This window comes from Ruegeria sp. AA6 (assembly GCF_056542865.1).
On the sequence record NZ_JBQGAN010000016.1, the window covers coordinates 1 to 16665 of the forward strand.

16 protein-coding genes are annotated in these 16665 nt (G+C 58.9%); 7 read left to right on the forward strand and 9 right to left on the reverse strand.

What is annotated here, in order from left to right; translation table 11 throughout:
- Positions 1-117: 117 nt before the first annotated feature.
- On the reverse strand, positions 118-1950 hold the full coding sequence (gene ilvD / locus ACR0LN_RS16945) for a dihydroxy-acid dehydratase (RefSeq protein WP_480431300.1): 1833 nt from the start codon (positions 1948-1950) through the stop codon (positions 118-120).
- A gap of 107 nt (positions 1951-2057) precedes the next feature.
- On the opposite strand from ilvD, the gene ACR0LN_RS16950 reads away from it, so the two are divergent.
- The 5 genes from ACR0LN_RS16950 to ACR0LN_RS16970 all read left to right on the forward strand — a co-directional run bounded on the left by ACR0LN_RS16950 (position 2058) and on the right by ACR0LN_RS16970 (position 6214).
- Positions 2058-2621, forward strand: coding sequence for a helix-turn-helix domain-containing protein (locus ACR0LN_RS16950; protein WP_480431302.1), 564 nt, complete (start codon positions 2058-2060; stop codon positions 2619-2621).
- Positions 2618-2950, forward strand: a complete 333-nt coding sequence (locus ACR0LN_RS16955) for a CBU_0592 family membrane protein (RefSeq protein ID WP_480431304.1) — start codon at positions 2618-2620, stop codon at positions 2948-2950. The genes ACR0LN_RS16950 and ACR0LN_RS16955 overlap by 4 nt, the downstream gene beginning before the upstream one ends.
- 3 nt (positions 2951-2953) lie before the next feature.
- Positions 2954-4084: a Hint domain-containing protein gene (locus ACR0LN_RS16960; protein ID WP_480431306.1), complete on the forward strand. Its 1131-nt coding sequence runs from the start codon at positions 2954-2956 to the stop codon at positions 4082-4084.
- Between the two features lie 91 nt (positions 4085-4175).
- The gene (sseA, locus tag ACR0LN_RS16965; RefSeq protein ID WP_480431307.1) at positions 4176-5030 is read left to right on the forward strand and encodes a 3-mercaptopyruvate sulfurtransferase; all 855 of its coding nucleotides are present in this window, start codon (positions 4176-4178) and stop codon (positions 5028-5030) included.
- On the forward strand, positions 5030-6214 hold the full coding sequence (locus tag ACR0LN_RS16970) for an amino acid aminotransferase (RefSeq protein ID WP_480431309.1): 1185 nt from the start codon (positions 5030-5032) through the stop codon (positions 6212-6214). Before sseA ends, ACR0LN_RS16970 begins: the two co-directional genes overlap by 1 nt.
- Positions 6215-6326: 112 nt before the next feature.
- Here ACR0LN_RS16970 and ACR0LN_RS16975 read toward each other — a convergent pair whose 3' ends face one another.
- Both ACR0LN_RS16975 and ACR0LN_RS16980 read right to left on the reverse strand, forming a co-directional pair.
- Entirely contained in the window at positions 6327-7652 is a 1326-nt protein-coding gene (locus tag ACR0LN_RS16975) for an ammonium transporter (RefSeq protein ID WP_480431311.1), read from the reverse strand.
- 32 nt (positions 7653-7684) lie between these two features.
- The gene (locus ACR0LN_RS16980; protein ID WP_058273036.1) at positions 7685-8023 is read right to left on the reverse strand and encodes a P-II family nitrogen regulator; all 339 of its coding nucleotides are present in this window, start codon (positions 8021-8023) and stop codon (positions 7685-7687) included.
- A gap of 258 nt (positions 8024-8281) precedes the next feature.
- Here ACR0LN_RS16980 and ACR0LN_RS16985 point away from each other — a divergent pair, with 258 nt between their 5' ends.
- Positions 8282-10471, forward strand: coding sequence for a transglycosylase domain-containing protein (locus tag ACR0LN_RS16985; protein WP_480431313.1), 2190 nt, complete (start codon positions 8282-8284; stop codon positions 10469-10471).
- Positions 10472-10527: 56 nt separating this feature from the next.
- Here ACR0LN_RS16985 and leuB read toward each other — a convergent pair whose 3' ends face one another.
- Positions 10528-11631 (reverse strand): 3-isopropylmalate dehydrogenase, encoded by a 1104-nt coding sequence (leuB, locus tag ACR0LN_RS16990; protein WP_480431315.1) that lies wholly within the window; start codon positions 11629-11631, stop codon positions 10528-10530.
- A gap of 91 nt (positions 11632-11722) precedes the next feature.
- Between leuB and ACR0LN_RS16995 the strand changes: the two genes are divergently transcribed.
- Positions 11723-12250, forward strand: coding sequence for a redoxin domain-containing protein (locus tag ACR0LN_RS16995; RefSeq protein ID WP_480431317.1), 528 nt, complete (start codon positions 11723-11725; stop codon positions 12248-12250).
- Here ACR0LN_RS16995 and ACR0LN_RS17000 read toward each other — a convergent pair.
- From ACR0LN_RS17000 to ACR0LN_RS17020, 5 genes are all read right to left on the reverse strand, one after another.
- Positions 12247-13140: a LysR family transcriptional regulator gene (locus ACR0LN_RS17000; protein WP_480431319.1), complete on the reverse strand. Its 894-nt coding sequence runs from the start codon at positions 13138-13140 to the stop codon at positions 12247-12249. The two genes, ACR0LN_RS16995 and ACR0LN_RS17000, sit on opposite strands and share 4 nt — an antisense overlap.
- Positions 13141-13197: 57 nt before the next feature.
- Positions 13198-14241 carry an endonuclease/exonuclease/phosphatase family protein gene (locus ACR0LN_RS17005; protein WP_480431321.1) on the reverse strand — a complete coding sequence of 348 codons (1044 nt, stop codon included), beginning with the start codon at positions 14239-14241 and terminating at the stop codon, positions 13198-13200.
- A complete protein-coding gene (locus tag ACR0LN_RS17010; RefSeq protein ID WP_480431323.1) occupies positions 14238-15068 on the reverse strand; it encodes a hypothetical protein in 831 nt (276 codons plus the stop codon). Before ACR0LN_RS17010 ends, ACR0LN_RS17005 begins: the two co-directional genes overlap by 4 nt.
- A 361-nt stretch (positions 15069-15429) precedes the next feature.
- Complete coding sequence (gene leuD, locus ACR0LN_RS17015; protein ID WP_480431325.1) at positions 15430-16035, reverse strand: 3-isopropylmalate dehydratase small subunit; 606 nt, start codon at positions 16033-16035, stop codon at positions 15430-15432.
- A 42-nt stretch (positions 16036-16077) separates the two neighbouring features.
- Positions 16078-16650, reverse strand: coding sequence for an HdeD family acid-resistance protein (locus ACR0LN_RS17020; RefSeq protein WP_480431327.1), 573 nt, complete (start codon positions 16648-16650; stop codon positions 16078-16080).
- Positions 16651-16665 lie beyond the last annotated feature (15 nt).

Consider the following 16665-nt stretch of genomic DNA (forward strand, 5'->3'; position numbering starts at 1 on the left):
CGCGGCGCCGGGCCCTAGGTCGAACGTGGCATCGGCGCAGCCGATGGTGCGCTTCGGGCGCGGGAGCCCTTTGAGGTTGAGAAGAGCCGGCCCCAATCAGGAACCGGTCCTTGCCGATCAGACCTGACGTACGGCGCCTTTGGCAGCGCTGGTGGTCAGTTTGGCGTAAGCCTTGAGTGCCGTGGACACCTTGCGCTTGCGTGGTTCGGCGGGCTGCCAGCCTTTTTCGTCTTGTTCCTCGCGCCGGGCAGCCAATTCTTCGTCGGATACGGCCAGATGGATCGAGCGGTTGGGGATGTCGATCTCGATCTTGTCGCCTTGGCGCACCAGCCCGATCTCACCGCCTTCGGCAGCTTCGGGAGAGACGTGGCCAATCGACAGACCCGATGTACCGCCCGAGAAACGGCCATCGGTCAGCAAGGCGCAGGCTTTGCCCAACCCTTTGGATTTCAGATACGAGGTCGGGTACAGCATTTCCTGCATGCCCGGACCACCGCGTGGGCCTTCATAACGGATCACCACGACGTCTCCTGCCTCGACCTTACCGGTCAGGATGTCGTTCACCGCCTGATCCTGGCTTTCGCAGACATAGGCCGTGCCGGTGAAGGTCAGGCTGCTTTCGTCAACGCCTGCGGTTTTCACAATACAGCCGTCCCGGGCAATATTGCCAAACAGAACCGCCAGACCGCCATCTTGGCTGAAGGCATGTTCTTTGGACCGGATCACTCCGTTCGCGCGGTCAGTGTCCAATTCCTTGTAACGGTTCGACTGGCTGAACGCCTGCGTCGTACGAACGCCGCCTGGCGCGGCTTTGAACAGATCCTGCGCCTTGGGGTTGTTGGCGACCTTGATGTCCCAGTTTGCAATCGCCTCACCCATGGAGGCCGAATGCACAGTGCCGCAATCTTCGTGCAGCAGCCCGGCCCGGCCTAGTTCGCCGAGGATTGAGAAGATGCCGCCGGCGCGGTGGACGTCCTCCATATGCACATTCTCGGTGTTGGGCGCGACTTTACACAAGCAGGGCACCTTGCGGCTGAGCCGGTCCATGTCTGCCATGGTAAAATGCACCTCGCCTTCATGAGCGATGGCCAACAGGTGCAGAACGGTATTCGTCGATCCGCCCATGGCGATGTCCAGGCTCATGGCGTTCTCGAACGCCTCGAACGTGGCAATTTCGCGCGGCAGGAAGCCTTTTTCGTTCAGTTCGTAATGGCGCTTGGTGATTTCGACGATGCGGCGACCGGCCTCAAGGAAAAGTTCTTTGCGATCCGAATGCGTGGCCAGTGTCGAGCCGTTGCCCGGCAGTGCCAGACCCAACGCCTCGGCCAGACAGTTCATCGAGTTTGCGGTGAACATGCCCGAGCACGACCCACAGGTCGGACAGGCGTTTTCCTCGATATGTTTCACCTGCTCATCGGTGTAGTGGTCGTCGGCGGCAGCGACCATCGCATCCACAAGGTCGATTTTCTTGACGTCCAGATCCTCGATGTCGATCTTGCCGGCCTCCATCGGGCCGCCCGAGACAAAGATCGCCGGGATGTTCAGGCGCATCGCAGCCATCAGCATGCCGGGGGTGATCTTGTCGCAGTTCGAGATGCAGACCATCGCGTCAGCGCAATGGGCGTTGACCATGTATTCCACCGAATCCGCGATCACCTCACGCGAGGGCAGCGAATACAGCATGCCGTCATGGCCCATGGCGATGCCGTCATCCACTGCGATGGTGTTGAATTCCTTGGCGACACCGCCTGCGGCCTCGACCTCGCGGGCGACCATCTGGCCGAGATCCTTGAGGTGGACATGGCCCGGCACGAACTGGGTGAAAGAGTTGACGATGGCGATGATCGGCTTGCCGAAATCGCTTTCGGTCATGCCAGTGGCGCGCCACAGGCCGCGGGCACCGGCCATGTTGCGGCCATGGGTGGAGATTCTGGATCGGTACATTGGCATGATGCTGTTTCCCTTTTGCCCCGGTTGCGATATGCAGGTGTTGGACGTTATAACGCACGTATCACATGTGCGCTATAACGCACAAGAGGATTCGAAAGACGATTACGATGGCACCCGACGATATTACACTGAAACTGAGGGATGTGCGCGCCGCCGCAGGGCTGAGCTTGTCAAAAGTGGCCGAGATGACCGGCGTGAGCAAAGCCATGCTGGGTCAAATCGAGCGCGGCGAATCCAGCCCGACCATCGCCACGCTATGGAAGATCGCCAAGGGCTTTCAGTTGCCTCTAAGCGCCCTGATCGGTTCCGAAGCCCTGCGCGACACACCCAGTTCGGACGTGTTCCGCACTGTGACCTTTCCTGGCAGTCTTGAGGTCAAGATCGTCTTTCCCTTTGATCCCGCGTTGCGGGCCGAGACGTTTCATGTCGACCTCGCCCCAAATCAGGTCCACGAGTCTGCCGCTCATGCCGCTGGCGTGACTGAAGAAGTCTTCGTCTTGCGTGGCACGCTGGATATTCTACGCGATGGCGAATGGGTGCCGTTGCAGGCCGGGCAGGGGCTGCGCTTTGCGGCGGACCTGCCGCATAGCTATCGCGCGGGCGAACAGGGGGCCGCTTTTCTGAACATGCATCACTATGCCCAACTGGACGCGTTGGCTGCGATTGGATGAAATTTTTTGCAGGGTTGGGGCAGAACATGACCGGGCTATTGGATAGTTTGACTTTGGTCGATGTGGTCGGGTCCATTGGGGCTTTGATTGTGGTCGCCGCCTATTTTGCCACCCAAATTCGCGTGATGTCATCCGAAGACCTTGCTTTTCCAGTCCTGAACCTGGCCGGTTCGGTTCTGATCGTTTTTTCACTAACGAAAAATTTTAACCTTGCCTCCATGCTGATCGAAGGCTTTTGGATTTTAATCAGCCTGATCGGTATCATACAGTACTATCGTTTGCGCCTTACCAAACGGCGTAATTTGCAAGCAGTGCCGGAAGAAAGTTGAGAAATGGCCTTTATTTCTGAAATTGATTTTCGTGGTGGCAATGGCGTTTCCGGCGGAGAATATGTCGAGATCACGCTGGGCCCCGGTGACGATCCGGCAAATTTCACCGTCAGCGCATATGACGATGACGGAAACCTGCACACCACGTCTGGCATTACTGGCGGAGAGGTATCTCTGGACAGCCTCACAGAGATACCGCACCCGGACGATCCTGACTTTACCATCTACGTGATCCCTCTGGGCATTCGAAACGGACCAAGTACCCAGAATGAATCCGCAGGCGTTGCATTGACCGATACGTCCTCGGGCGAGGTGCTGTCTTTTTTCAGCAGCGAACGAGAGGGGGCTCTGACACCGACGGAGGGTGCCGCCGCCGGAAGCACGTCGGACCCGATTCTGGACAACCGCGACCTAGGACCCGGTGAAAGCTATCAATGGGATATTTTTGGCAACCTGACATTGGGGCCGTCGACCGAGGACGATTCTGTGCTGTGCCTGACCGCTGGTAGCATGGTGCGCACGCCAACCGGGTTGGTCTGCCCGGCACAACTGAGCGCCGGAGACTTGGTCTGGACACTCGATCACGGATATCAGCCGCTGCGCTGGGTGGGCATTCGACGGGTATCGGCGCAGCAGTTCCAAAAGTTACCGAAGCAACGCCCATTTCTTGTGCATCAAAACGCGCTGGCAAGCAGTGTTCCGATAGCAGATTTGGTGCTGTCCCCGCAGCACCGGGTGCTGCTCCGTTCCGTTGTGGCTGAGCGCGTCTTCGGGGCCGAAGAAGTACTGGTCGCAGTCAAAAAACTGGACGGTTTTGACGGGATCGAAACGGCGGATACGCCTGAAGGTGTCACCTATGTGCATCTGCTTTTTGACCGGCACGAGATAATCGAGGTGAACGGAGCCTTGGTTGAAAGCCTGTTAATTGCTGATCAATCGACCTTGGGCTTGCTGGATGGAGCTTTGAAGGGGCAGGGCGACGATCTGCCATCACCTTTGTTGGCAATTCGGCCGTGTAGGCCAATCGTAACCGGGACGCGCCTGCGCAAAATGCTGGAACGGATGCGCAAGAACCAGAAGCCGCTGCAACCGCCGGTCACGCCCGAAGAGCCGAAACGTTCTCAGCAGGCTTAGTCATAGCACTGCGTGGTTACACCCAACCGCATCTTGCGTCGCAATTCCCGGCAGTATAGGGACAGCACTGCGCGCAAAAGGAGAGGCTTTGATGAAGGACGATCCGAAAACCCTCGTTTCAACCGAATGGCTTGCGGCCCATCTCAAGGATCCCGATCTGCGGATTCTGGACGGATCGTGGTATCTTCCGCAACAGGGGCGTAACGCCAAGGCGGAATATGACGCTGCACACATTCCCGGCGCCCGGTTCTTTGACATTGATGAGATTTCCGATCACCGCTCGGACCTGCCACATATGGCACCGCCGGTCGAGAAGTTCATGTCGCGCTTGCGGGCGATGGGCGTGGGCGATGGGCATCAAGTGGTGGTCTATGATGGTGCCGGCCTGATGTCTGCCGCGCGCGTCTGGTGGTTGTTTAAACTGATGGGGCAGGAAAACATCGCGGTTCTGGATGGTGGCATGCCCAAGTGGCAGGCTGAAGGGCGTGAGATCGAAGATCTGCCGCCTATCATCCGCGACCGCCACATGACGGTCCGGGTGCAGAACCATTTGGTGCGCGATGTCACGCAAGTCTCGGCCGCTGCCAAGCTGGCCGATCATGAAATCATCGACGCCCGCTCTGCCGCCCGCTTTGCCGGAGCCGAAGCCGAGCCCCGCGAAGGGTTGCGCTCGGGTCATATTCCGGGGGCGCGTAATGTGCCCTTTGGCAATTTGCTGAATAAGAATGGCACCATGAAGTCGCCTGATGAGTGCCGAACCGTGTTCGAGACCGCAGGCGTGGACCTGTCGAAACCCGCGATCACCTCTTGTGGTTCGGGCGTCACCGCAGCGATCCTCAGCCTTGCGTTGGAACGCATCGGCAAGAAAGACCACTCGCTATATGACGGCTCCTGGGCTGAATGGGGTGCGTTCCCGACCCTGCCCGTCGCAACCGGAGAGAACTGATGTTCGAGAACCTCAAACCGCAGCCCGCCGACAAGATTCTGGCACTGATGCAGATGTATCGCGAAGACCCGCGCGATCAGAAGATCGACCTGGGTGTAGGCGTCTACAAGAATGCCGAAGGGGTGACGCCGGTGATGCGTGCGGTAAAAGCCGCCGAAAAACGCATTCTGGAAGAGCAGGAAAGCAAAGCCTATACTGGCCTGGCGGGTGATCCGGCCTATGCGGATGCAATGATTGGTCTGATCCTTGGTGACGCTGTTCCGCTCGGCAACATCGCCGCCGTGGCGACCCCCGGCGGCACCGGTGCCTGTCGGCAAGCGTTTGAGATGATCCGCATGGCCAACCCTTCGGCCCGTGTCTTTGTATCGAACCCGACTTGGCCCAACCATCTGTCGATCCTGAACTATCTGGGGATGGAGATGGTTCCTTATCGCTATTTCGATGGCGAAACCCGTGGCGTCGATTTCGACGGCATGATCGAGGATCTGAAGTCCGCAAAAGCAGGCGACGTAGTGCTTCTGCACGGTTGCTGCCACAACCCCACCGGGGCCAATCTGAACATGGTGCAGTGGCAAGAGGTCGTGAACCTGATCAATGAACTGGGCTTGGTGGCGATGATCGACATTGCCTATCAAGGCTTTGGCGACGGTCTGGAAGAAGACGCTCAGGGCACCCGCCTGGTCGCCTCGTCCGTTAAGCGTTGCCTGATCGCGGCGTCCTGTTCGAAGAACTTTGGGGTTTACCGTGAACGCACCGGCCTGTTGATGGCGATCAGCGACGATGCAGCACAGACGGCTCTGAACCAGGCGACCTTGGCGTTCCTGAACCGCCAGAACTATTCCTTCCCGCCCGACCATGGCGCGCGGGTTGTGACCACGATCCTGAATGACGACACCCTGCGCGCCGACTGGCAAGCTGAACTGGAAGAGATTCGCTTGTCCATGCTGGGCTTGCGTCAGCAACTGGCTGATGAGCTTCAGCGCCTGACCGGCTCGGACCGCTTTGGCTTTGTAGCACAGCATCGCGGTATGTTCTCGCGTTTGGGTGCCGCTCCGGAACTGGTCGAGAAACTGCGCGCGGATCACGGCATCTACATGGTTGGTGACAGCCGCCTGAACATCGCAGGTCTGAACGCCAATACGGTGCCGATTTTGGCCAAGGCAATCGTCGACGTCGGCGTCTAAGCAGGCCTCCATCAATCAACTAAAGCCGCGCAGACCCGCGCGGCTTTTTTATCTGTAGCAAAAGAAAAAGCCGGGCGCGAACGCCCGGCTTTCGAGTGGTGAACTCAGGTTCTTAGCCTTTGGAGAACTCAGGATATGCTTCCATACCCAGTTCGCCCATATCCAGGCCGTTGATCTCTTCTTCCTCGCCAACCCGCAGGCCAACTGTTGCCTTGAGGATCGAGAAGAGGATGAAGCTGACCACGAAGACAAAGATACCAATGGCAGCAAAACCGATGATCTGGGTCACGAAGGACGCGTCACCATTGGTCCATGCGACGATGAAGGTGCCCCAGAAGCCTGCGATCAGGTGAACCGGGATTGCGCCGACCACGTCGTCGATCTTCATGCGGTCCAGCATCGGAACCGTCAGGACAACGATCACACCACCGATGGCACCGATGATCAGCGCCTGGAACAGCGACGGAGCCAGCGGCTCAGCGGTGATCGATACCAGACCAGCCAGCGCACCGTTCAGCACCATGGTCAGGTCGACCTTGCCATACATCACTTGCGTCAGGATCAGTGCGGCGACGGCACCGGCGGCTGCGGCCATGTTGGTGTTGGCGAAGATGCGGCTGATGTCGGCCATGTCACCGATGGTGCCCATTGCCAGTTGCGAGCCGCCGTTGAAGCCGAACCAACCCAGCCACAGGATGAATGTACCCAAAGTGGCAAGCGCCAGGTTCGAACCGGGGATCGGAACCACTTTGCCGTCTTTGTTGTACTTGCCGATCCGCGGGCCCAGAACGATGGCACCGGCCAGCGCTGCGAAACCACCTGCGGCGTGAACCAGAGTCGAGCCGGCGAAATCGCTGAAGCCCATTTCGGACAACCAGCCGCCGCCCCACTGCCAGGACGCTTCGATCGGATAGATGATGCCGGTCAGGACAATCACGAAGATGAAGAAGGGCCACAGTTTGACGCGCTCGGCCATGGTGCCCGAAACGATCGAGGCCGTAGTGGCGCAGAACATCAGCTGGAAGAAGAAGTCCGACCCGACGGATGCATAGGACAAGTCGGTTTCGACACCGTCAAGACCAACCGGTTCCAGCGACGTTGGTGAGAACGCCCCGAGGATACCGGAAATGGTCCAGCCATCACCCGGATACATCAGGTTGAAGCCGACCAGCCAGTACATGATGGCGGCAAAGGAAAACAGGCCCATGTTCTTGATCAGCTGCATGGCCACGTTCTTGGAGCGCACCAGACCGGCCTCGAGCATGGCAAAGCCAGCGGCCATCCAGAACACCAGGAAGCCGCCAACCAGGAACAGCAGCGAGGTCAGGATGTATTGCGTGTGCTGCGCAGTTTCGCCAGCGGCGGCCTCTTGCGCAAGGCCCATCTGCGGCAACGCGACAAGCGCGGCGGCAGGGATGAGAGATTTCATCAGGTTCATTGTTAGTCCTCGAAAGTTGTGAGTGGCGGCGCTTACAGCGCCTCTTCGTTCGTTTCCCCGGTCCGCACGCGCAGGGCCTGCTCAACATCGAGGACGAAAATCTTGCCGTCGCCGATCTTGCCGGTTTTGGCGGTTTTGGTGATGGTCTCGACGATCTGGTCGGCCATCGTGGCGGGCACCACGATCTCCAGCTTGATCTTGGGTACGAAGTTCACAGCATATTCGGCGCCACGGTAGATTTCCGTATGGCCTGACTGAGAGCCGAAGCCCTTGATTTCGGTCACCATCATGCCGCGTACGCCTGCTTCGGTCAGTGCCTCGCGCACCTCCTCAAGCTTGAACGGCTTGATTGTCGCAATGATCAGTTTCACGTTAGTCCCCTCTGCTTTCCGGGTCTGTCCGGTCTGTTTTGCACCTGCAGAAAAAAGCGTGTCGGGGCGCTTTAAGGAACGGTCACCAAGTAATGTGGTGGGGAAAATAGCGGCAAGGTGCACAATTTTTGCACAGAAATGATGCTTTGATTAAAAAATGGGCAAACTTGAGAGGCCCTTCATCGCAAATTCAGACCTCTACTTCGTCCGCATAGCAGGGTATGTTGCCTCAAAACGATAACCGGGCAGAGGTTGAGCATGACTGAGTCCAGGCGCCGAAAGGCCCCACTTGTCGCGGACAAAAGATACCCGTCGAAAGGGCGAAAACCCACGGCGACCAAACGGACTGCGAAACCCGCGGGTAAAAAGGCTGCTGCGCGTAAAGCGACAACGCGGAAGACTACCCGTAAGAAGACGCGCCGCAAATCCTGCGGCAACGGGGGTGGGTTCTTCCGTCGCCTGTTCCGTTGGGTCTGGCGGGTGATCTGGGGTGTCACATGGCGCGTTGGCGCGGTGGTTGGTTTGCTGCTGGCGCTGGCAGTTGGCGTTGTTTACACCTCGCTGCCGGATGTGGATGCCCTGCTGGATGGCCGCGCGCGCGGCTCGGTCACGTTGCTGGACCGCGATGGCAAGGTGTTTGCCTGGCGCGGGGATCAGTTCGGTGGGGTGATTACCGCCGATACCGTCTCACCGCATTTGAAAAACGCCGTCGTCGCCACCGAGGACAAGCGATTCTACCGCCATTTCGGCGTCAGCCCCCGTGGCGTCGCCAGTGCCGTGCGCATTAACCTGAGTGAGGGGCGCGGCCCCCTGTCGGGCCATGGCGGTTCGACCATCACGCAGCAAACCGCCAAGCTGCTGTGCCTTGGTGTGCCTTACGTGCCTAGCGAATGGGAATCTGAGGCCGCTTATGAGGCCGACTGCCGACAGGGCTCGTTGTGGCGCAAGGCCAAGGAAGCTGTCTATGCGATGGCGATGGAGGTGAAATACTCTAAGGACGAAATCCTGACCATCTACTTGAACCGCGCTTTCCTGGGCGCGGGTGCGCGCGGGTTTGAGGCCGCGAGCCAGCGCTATTTCGGTATCTCTGCCGCCGAGGTGAACCCGTCACAGGCTGCAATGCTGGCAGGTTTGCTGGTTGCTCCGACACGGTACGCGCCGACGAACAACCTGCAACGCTCGCAGGACCGGGCGCGGCTGGTGATCGGGTTGATGGAGGCGCAGGATTATCTGACCGCCTCGCAGGCCAGCCAGGCACGCAGCAATCCGGCGCAGCTGTCCGAAGCGGCCGCCGCGCGGGCAGGTGGCTATTTCGCGGATTGGGTGATTACTGAACTGCCCAGCTTTTTCGGCTCCGACACCACAGATGATGTGGTGATCCGCACCACGCTGGATCAGCGTTTGCAGAAATCGGCTGAAGAGGCACTGAAGTTCATCTTTCAGGAGAAAGTGCGCGAAGGGTCCAAGGCGCAGGCCGCGATTGTGGTGATGTCCGCGGATGGCGCCGTACGGGCGATGGTCGGTGGGCGCAAGACACGTGTGTCGGGCGCGTTCAACCGGGCCACGCAGGCGCTGCGTCAGACCGGGTCGTCGTTCAAGCCGTTCGTTTATGCCACCGCGCTGGAGCTGGGTTATTCGCCGCTGGATACCGTGGTGGATGAGCCCTACTGCATCAACATTCCCGGTTCTGGCCAATGGTGCCCCAAGAATTACACCAACAAGTACTACGGTCGGGTCAGTTTGGCGGATGCGCTGAAAAACTCGCTGAATATCCCGGCGGTAAAAGTGGCTGAGGTCGCTGGTCTGGACAATGTTCGCACGGTCGCCAGCGAGTTTGGCATTGAAAGCGATCTGGCAGAGGGTCCGGCGCTGGCATTGGGTGCTTCGGAAAGTACGTTGATCGAGATGACAGGGGCCTATGCAGGTATCCTGAACGGCGGCTCTGCCGTGGAACCGTATGGCCTGTCGGAACTAAAACTGTTGGGCGATGAAACGCCCATGATGGTGACAAGCTCGGGCATCGGCGAACGGGTGATCAACGACAAGGCCGCCAAGCAGCTGACATGGATGATGGAACGTGTGGTCTCTGAAGGCACCGGCGCGCGGGCGCAGTTGCCCGGATGGCAGGTGGCGGGCAAGACCGGCACCACGCAGGCGGCGCGGGACGCGTGGTTTATCGGGTTTACTGCGGATTACGTGGCTGGTGTCTGGATGGGCTATGACGACAACACGCCGCTTTCAGGTGTCACCGGTGGCGGCCTGCCCGCCGAGATTTGGAAAGAGACCATGCTGCGCGTGACCGAAGGGATGACGCCAACGCCACTGCCAATGCTGGCACCGGACCCGCCGGTGCGCACCGCGCAGCCGCAACGGCAACGGCAACGGCGCAGGCAGGGCGGGCTTGAGCAAACGATCAACAACCTGCTGAACAATATCTTCGGCAACTAAAATGAAAAAAAGGCGGTGCAAAGTGCACCGCCTTTTCTTTTAAGTGTGAAACCTGATCAGAGGCTGCTGTCCAGCGCAGCCAGAATAGCGTCGCCCATCTCGGTGGTCGAAACCGGCGTGACACCTTCGTCTGCAAGGAGGTCACCGGTGCGAACACCATCGGCCAGTACCTTTTCGATCGCGGCTTCAAGACGGTCGGCTTCGGCACCCTGATCAAAGCTATAGCGCAGCGCCATGGCAAAGCTGAGGATACAGGCGATCGGGTTGGCCTTGCCTTCGCCCGTGATATCGGGGGCCGAACCGTGCACGGGTTCGTACATTGCCTTGGGACGGCCATTCGCCATCGGTGCGCCCAGCGAGGCCGAAGGCAGCATCCCCAGCGAGCCGGTCAGCATCGCGGCGCAGTCCGACAGGATATCTCCAAACAGGTTGTCGGTCAGGATGACGTCAAACTGCTTGGGCGCGCGGACCAGCTGCATCGCGCCGTTGTCGGCATACATATGCGACAGCACTACTTCGGGATATTCCTTGGCCACACGGTCCACGACCTCGCGCCACAGAATCCCCGATTCCATCACATTGGCCTTCTCCATCGAGCAGACCTTTTTGTTCCGGCGCATCGCCAGCTCAAAGGCCGAACGCGCAGCGCGTTCGATCTCGGATTCGGTATAGCGCTGGGTGTTGATGCCGACGCGCTCGTTACCTTCCTCGAAGATGCCGCGCGGCTCGCCGAAATAGACGCCCGACGTCAGCTCGCGCACGATCATGATGTCCAGACCAGCGACGATGTCTTTTTTCAGCGACGAGAAATCGGCCAGCGCGTCAAAGCACTGCGCCGGGCGCAGGTTCGAATACAGGTCCATTTCCTTGCGCAGGCGCAGCAGACCACGCTCGGGCTTGAGGCTGAAATCCAGATCGTCGTATTTCGGGCCACCCACGGCACCCAGCAGAACCGCGTCCACCTCTTGCGCTTTGGCCATGGTTTCGTCCGACAGCGGCTTGCCATGCGCGTCATAGGCGGCACCGCCGACCAGATCCTCGCTCACGTCAAAGTGAAGGCCACGCTTTTCGCCGAACCAATCGATGATTCTGCGCACTTCGGCCATAACTTCCGGGCCAATTCCGTCTCCGGGCAGGATGAGGAGCGAGGGGTTGGACATGAAGGATCTCCTTGCGTTTCGTCGCAATGGCCCTAGCGTCTGCGCCGCATCGGGTCAATGAGACGAACCCGTCAAATCACGAGGAAAACACATGTTGATACCGGGAAATCCCGTCCCTGCGCTAAAAATCGAAACGGTGGGTGGCGGAAGTTTCGATCTCGACGCCGACACAGGCGAAAACGGAACGCTGGTGATTCAGTATCGCGGGTTGCACTGCCCGATCTGCATCAAGCAGATGGCCGAGGTCGAAGCCGCGCTGGATGAGTTTGCTGAGCTGGGGGTTGAAGTGATCATGCTGAGCACGGACACCGCCGAGCGCGCCGCCGAGACAGTCGAGAAATCGGGCACCTCGCGCCTGCGGGTGGGTCACAGCCTGCCGCTGGTCGCTGCGCGGGACGACTGGAAGCTGCTCATTTCGAAAGGCCGTGAAGGCACCGCCGAGGCGCCCTTTTTCGCCGAACCCGGGCATTTCTACATCGCGCCGGACCGATCGCTTTTCTTCGCTTGGCAACAATCGACGCCGTTCGCGCGCCCGTCAGCAGCGGACATCAAGGGCGGTATCAAATACGCGCTGGAAAATGGCTATCCGCCGCGCGGCACTTATACCGGCGCGCTTTAAAAGTTGGCCTTCAGGCCCTTGGCCAACAAGTCCCAGACCCTGCGGATACGCGGGGTCTGACGCATGGCTTGCGGCGCGGCCAGCCAGACGGGCAGTGCCAGCACATCGAGGTCCGGTAGAATGATCTCGACATCCGGGTCGGCCTGCGCCACCTGAACCTGGGTAAACCCGATGCCGCAGCCTGCGCGGACCAGCTCCCAATAGGCGCTCTGCAGATCGCACCTAGTGGCAAAGCTGTCCTTGCTGACGGGCCAGCCACGGGCGCGCATCTTGGTGATCATCTGTTCATTGGCGTCAAAGCCGACCAGATCGTGATCCAGCATGTCTTCGGGGCTCTCGGGTCGTCCCGCGCGGTCCAGATAGGACCGAGCGGCGCAGAAACACAGCTGCACGTCCCCCAAATTGCGCGAAATCAGGTCCACCTGTTCCGGGCGGTACATTCGAACCGCGATGTCAGCCTCGCGATACAGTAGGTTTTCGGTGGCGTCCGTCGCAACCAGTTCCAATTGAATGGCCGGTTCCTGCACCCGGATCTGCGCCAGAATAGGCGGCAACAGGTGGTGGGACGCAAAGACCGAAGCGGTGATGCGCACTGTTCCTTCCAGTTGCTGTGACTGGCCTGCTGCGGCAAGGCTGAACGAGGTCATAGCACTGTGCATCTGTTGCGCCATCGGCAGCAACTCAGCGCCCACGCCACTCAGCTTCAGGCCACGCGCATGGCGGTCGAACAGGGACACGCCCAGCTCATCCTCAAGCGCGTGGATTTGGCGGCCCAGCGTGGGCTGGCTGCGATCCAACTGCCGTGCCGCCGCCGAAAGCGAGCCGGTTTCCGCCACGGCCAGAAAGCTTTGGATCAACGACCAGTCTGCATGTGTAAGAGATTTGTCCATTCAGATATGAATACACGTTCTGATGATTGCAGCAATTCCCGGAAGGAAATGAATGGATTAATGCGTTGGGTGGTCCGGCATAGTTACATCGACCCAGACCAGTCGGTGCCTGCTGGCCTGTTCGGCGGCTGTGCGCAATGGCGTCCCTTTCTCGGGCCAGAATACACCAGCGCCAGTCACCTGAAGATCAGCCGAGGGCAGCACGTAATCCACCCGCATCTCGCCCACCGCTTTCCAGACCACGGTGGTCAGCGCACCAGTGGGGTCGCTGGGTTGTGGGTCCTGCAAGCGAGGATTTGCCAGCAGATCGCGGATCGCCTCTTTGCGCCCCTCTCCATGCACCGGGTCCAGGTTGGCATCCCCTGCGATCACGAACGGGTTGTCTGGCTTGCCCCCAAGTTTACCGTCCAGAACAAGCGACCAGAGGCGTATCTCATCCCGATTACGCAGCCCGTTGCGGTCTTCGGGCCCGTCGAATACCGGCGGAGCGGCGTGAAAGGTCATCACGTCTAGCATGCCGACGGGTGTATTCACTGGCACGATCCAATGGGCCACGGCGGACAGGCGTTGGATGCGCTGGGCTTCCTCCGAAGGGAATAGCCCGGCATCTGTAACTGGCAACATTGCGCCCGGTAGGTCGCGCCACAGCAAACTGGTGAAATCCTGCACGGCATCGGTGTGAATCGGAAAGCGTGACAAAACGGCAATCCCAGCTTGGCCGGTGAAACGGCCCCAGCCCTGCGCATCTGCCGGACCGTGGGTGCGGCCGTCGCCGTTCAGGTCCAAAGACGTCTCCAGCCCGGCATTGGGTTGGGCTGAGAAATGATAGGGATAGTCGAGCCCTGCCTTTCGCACCTGCTCGGTCAACGCCATTAAGGCCAAACCCTCCATGTCCCAGTCGATACCCTGTAATGAGATGACATCCGGGCGGGCCGCGACAAGCACTTCAACGACGGCCTGCACCTGTGCATCACCCCGTCGAATGTCACGCAGCAACAGGCCGGGTCCGTCGCGGCTGAGCTCTGTGTTATAGGTGGCGATGCGTACCGTCTCTGCCTGCGCCATCACTGGCAGCAGCAGCAGCAGAAGGATGCGGATCATGCGGCCTGTGTGGTCTCGGTTGTGGAATAGGCGCGGCGCTTCTCAACGATCAGATTGGCGATCCGCAGGGTCGCCATGCCCCGCATGATCATGCTGGCCGGTAGGAACGCCCAGGCGCTCAGCGTCCAGATCAGGGTCTGTGGATTGCTCAGCGAAATCGGATTGGCGTAGTCGGTCAGCAGTTTGATCAATGCCGGGATCACGAAGGGCAGCAGCACTCCGATTGAGATGTTCAGCCGTCCGTCGCGCTGTAGGCGGGTGACAACGTCACCGCCTTTGGTCGGATCGAAAAGGGGCAGATTGGTCCAAACGTTGAACGCGCCGTTACCGGTTGGCCATCCCCGCAATTTTACTGCGTAGGCAAAGCTGCCGATGGTGACGAGCGCGATCACATATGCCACGCTGGCTGAAATACGCACCAGTTCAACCAGCGAAGCGCTTGCGTCGGCGGGCAGCATAAGCACGATAAGTCGTACCGGTGAATAAGGGAAATCCACCACATTGGCGACGCTAAGGCCCAACGCATAGATTGCCGTGGTCAGCTCGCTGGAGGCATATACGTTTTTACAGACCAGCGTCAAAAAGGTGATCATCGACATTAGTCCGACAAAGCGAAGTCGGTTCACAGGCGGTGCGTCACGGAATTCAATAAAACTGGGAAAGGCTGAATTGTATTCGGCAAACGTCAGAAAGAAGGCGAGGATCGCGAGAAAGACGACAATCTCGGTGCCATTCGTTGACGATATGGGCAGGTACAACGCGGGGGTCAGCACCATCAATGCGACCAATATTCCCCGAATCGCCGCCCCTGTTGTGCGCGCAATCACTATCCGAACCCTTTCAAACTGGATTAGTCGATTCTTCGCCGACTTCAGTTCCAACTTGCGCCCGCCATTTTTTGGTACGGCGGATGTCTTAATTCACCAACGTTCAACTGGTGGGTGCCTGTCCCCATCAACATTGGCGGTAAGCGACAATTCGCTCAAGCCAAGGCGCAGAAAACACGTGATTTGGGGCAAAATGATGGCGCAACTGGTGCGCGATTGCATCATTTTTGACGCAAACCCGGCGTGTGTATCAACGTGATACCTAGATGTTGTAGCCTAGCCGGTTGCAACCCCTAGAATGCGAACGGGGGCCGCCTCGGAGCCCCCGTAATGTTATATTTTTTAAGATTCGCTTACAGAATCACACCCAGGGGCGGGCCTGGCTTGCGTGATCCTCAAACTTGTCGATGTGATGGTCTTTCTCCATCGTCAGGCCAATATCGTCCAGGCCGTTCAGCAGGCAGTGCTTGCGGTGTGGGTCAATGTCGAACTCGATCACGACACCATCCGAAGTGGTGATTTGCTGATCTTCCAGATGCACGGTCATGCGGGCGTTTTCGCCTTTATGCGCGTCTTCCATCAGAATTGCATGATGCTCTTCCTTAACCACGATGGGCAGGATGCCGTTCTTGAAACAGTTGTTGAAGAAGATGTCGGCAAAGCTGGTCGAAATTACGACCTTGATGCCGAAGTCTTTGATGGCCCAAGGCGCGTGTTCGCGCGACGAGCCGCAGCCAAAATTGTCGCCTGCGACCAGAATCTCGGTTTGACGATAGGCGGGTTTGTTCAGGACGAACTCTTCGTTTTCCTGCCCGTCATCGTGATAGCGCATCTCGTCAAACAGCACGACACCAAGGCCGGACCGTTTGATGGTTTTCAGATGCACCTTCGGAATGATCATATCAGTGTCGATATTGATCAGTGGCATTGGGGCGGCCACCCCGTGGACTTTTTCAAACTTTTCCATGTTCACACTCCTGCGAGAGAGGGCCGCGCCCGTACCCCGCGTTTAAGCTTGTTTCGCTTCCGTTGAATCGCCTGACGGCGCTTTGTCATCTTTGGGGGCGCCCTTGACGAAGAACGCCATGAAGACCAGGCCCAGCCCGTTGAAGATCATTTCGATGCCCAGCAGGATGCCCAGCAATTGCAGCAGCACCGCAGGATCGGCGGCGGCAAAACGCCAGATCAGGACGGCCAGCACTATCGACATGATGCCCGAGATTAGCGTTGCCCAGAAATACTGCGTTCCGCGCATCTGGAACGACAGGATTACGCGGGCAATGCCGCCTGCCATGAACAGGATCAGGCAGACGGTCGCCAATGTAACGGTTCCCTGCAGCGGGTGACCCAGGAAGGACCAGCCCAGAAACAGCATCACGATACCCATGATGAACGACAGGATCTTGTTGCCGGTTCCCTCGACGGTGAAGCCGCCGACAACTTGCAGTGCGCCCGAGATCAGCAGCAACACTCCGGTCACTACAGTCACGGCAATCGAGGCCACCGCCGGTGCGCCCAGTACAAAGATACCAAACGCTATGGACAGAAGCCCCAACAGGAGCCATTTGATCCAGTCACTCATGTCTTCAATCCCTCA

Bases quoted from the DNA above. Each gene is read 5' to 3' on its own strand.
- ilvD (WP_480431300.1), bottom strand. From the start codon at position 1,950: ATGCCAATGTACCGATCCAGAATCTCCACCCATGGCCGCAACATGGCC.
- ACR0LN_RS16995 (WP_480431317.1), top strand. From the start codon at position 11,723: ATGTTGATACCGGGAAATCCCGTCCCTGCGCTAAAAATCGAAACGGTG.
- ACR0LN_RS16985 (WP_480431313.1), top strand. From the start codon at position 8,282: ATGACTGAGTCCAGGCGCCGAAAGGCCCCACTTGTCGCGGACAAAAGA.
- leuD (WP_480431325.1), bottom strand. From the start codon at position 16,035: ATGGAAAAGTTTGAAAAAGTCCACGGGGTGGCCGCCCCAATGCCACTG.
- ACR0LN_RS17000 (WP_480431319.1), bottom strand. From the start codon at position 13,140: ATGGACAAATCTCTTACACATGCAGACTGGTCGTTGATCCAAAGCTTT.
- sseA (WP_480431307.1), top strand. From the start codon at position 4,176: ATGAAGGACGATCCGAAAACCCTCGTTTCAACCGAATGGCTTGCGGCC.
- ACR0LN_RS16970 (WP_480431309.1), top strand. From the start codon at position 5,030: ATGTTCGAGAACCTCAAACCGCAGCCCGCCGACAAGATTCTGGCACTG.
- ACR0LN_RS16975 (WP_480431311.1), bottom strand. From the start codon at position 7,652: ATGAACCTGATGAAATCTCTCATCCCTGCCGCCGCGCTTGTCGCGTTG.
- ACR0LN_RS16960 (WP_480431306.1), top strand. From the start codon at position 2,954: ATGGCCTTTATTTCTGAAATTGATTTTCGTGGTGGCAATGGCGTTTCC.
- ACR0LN_RS16955 (WP_480431304.1), top strand. From the start codon at position 2,618: ATGAAATTTTTTGCAGGGTTGGGGCAGAACATGACCGGGCTATTGGAT.
- ACR0LN_RS17020 (WP_480431327.1), bottom strand. From the start codon at position 16,650: ATGAGTGACTGGATCAAATGGCTCCTGTTGGGGCTTCTGTCCATAGCG.
- leuB (WP_480431315.1), bottom strand. From the start codon at position 11,631: ATGTCCAACCCCTCGCTCCTCATCCTGCCCGGAGACGGAATTGGCCCG.
- ACR0LN_RS16950 (WP_480431302.1), top strand. From the start codon at position 2,058: ATGGCACCCGACGATATTACACTGAAACTGAGGGATGTGCGCGCCGCC.
- ACR0LN_RS17005 (WP_480431321.1), bottom strand. From the start codon at position 14,241: ATGATCCGCATCCTTCTGCTGCTGCTGCTGCCAGTGATGGCGCAGGCA.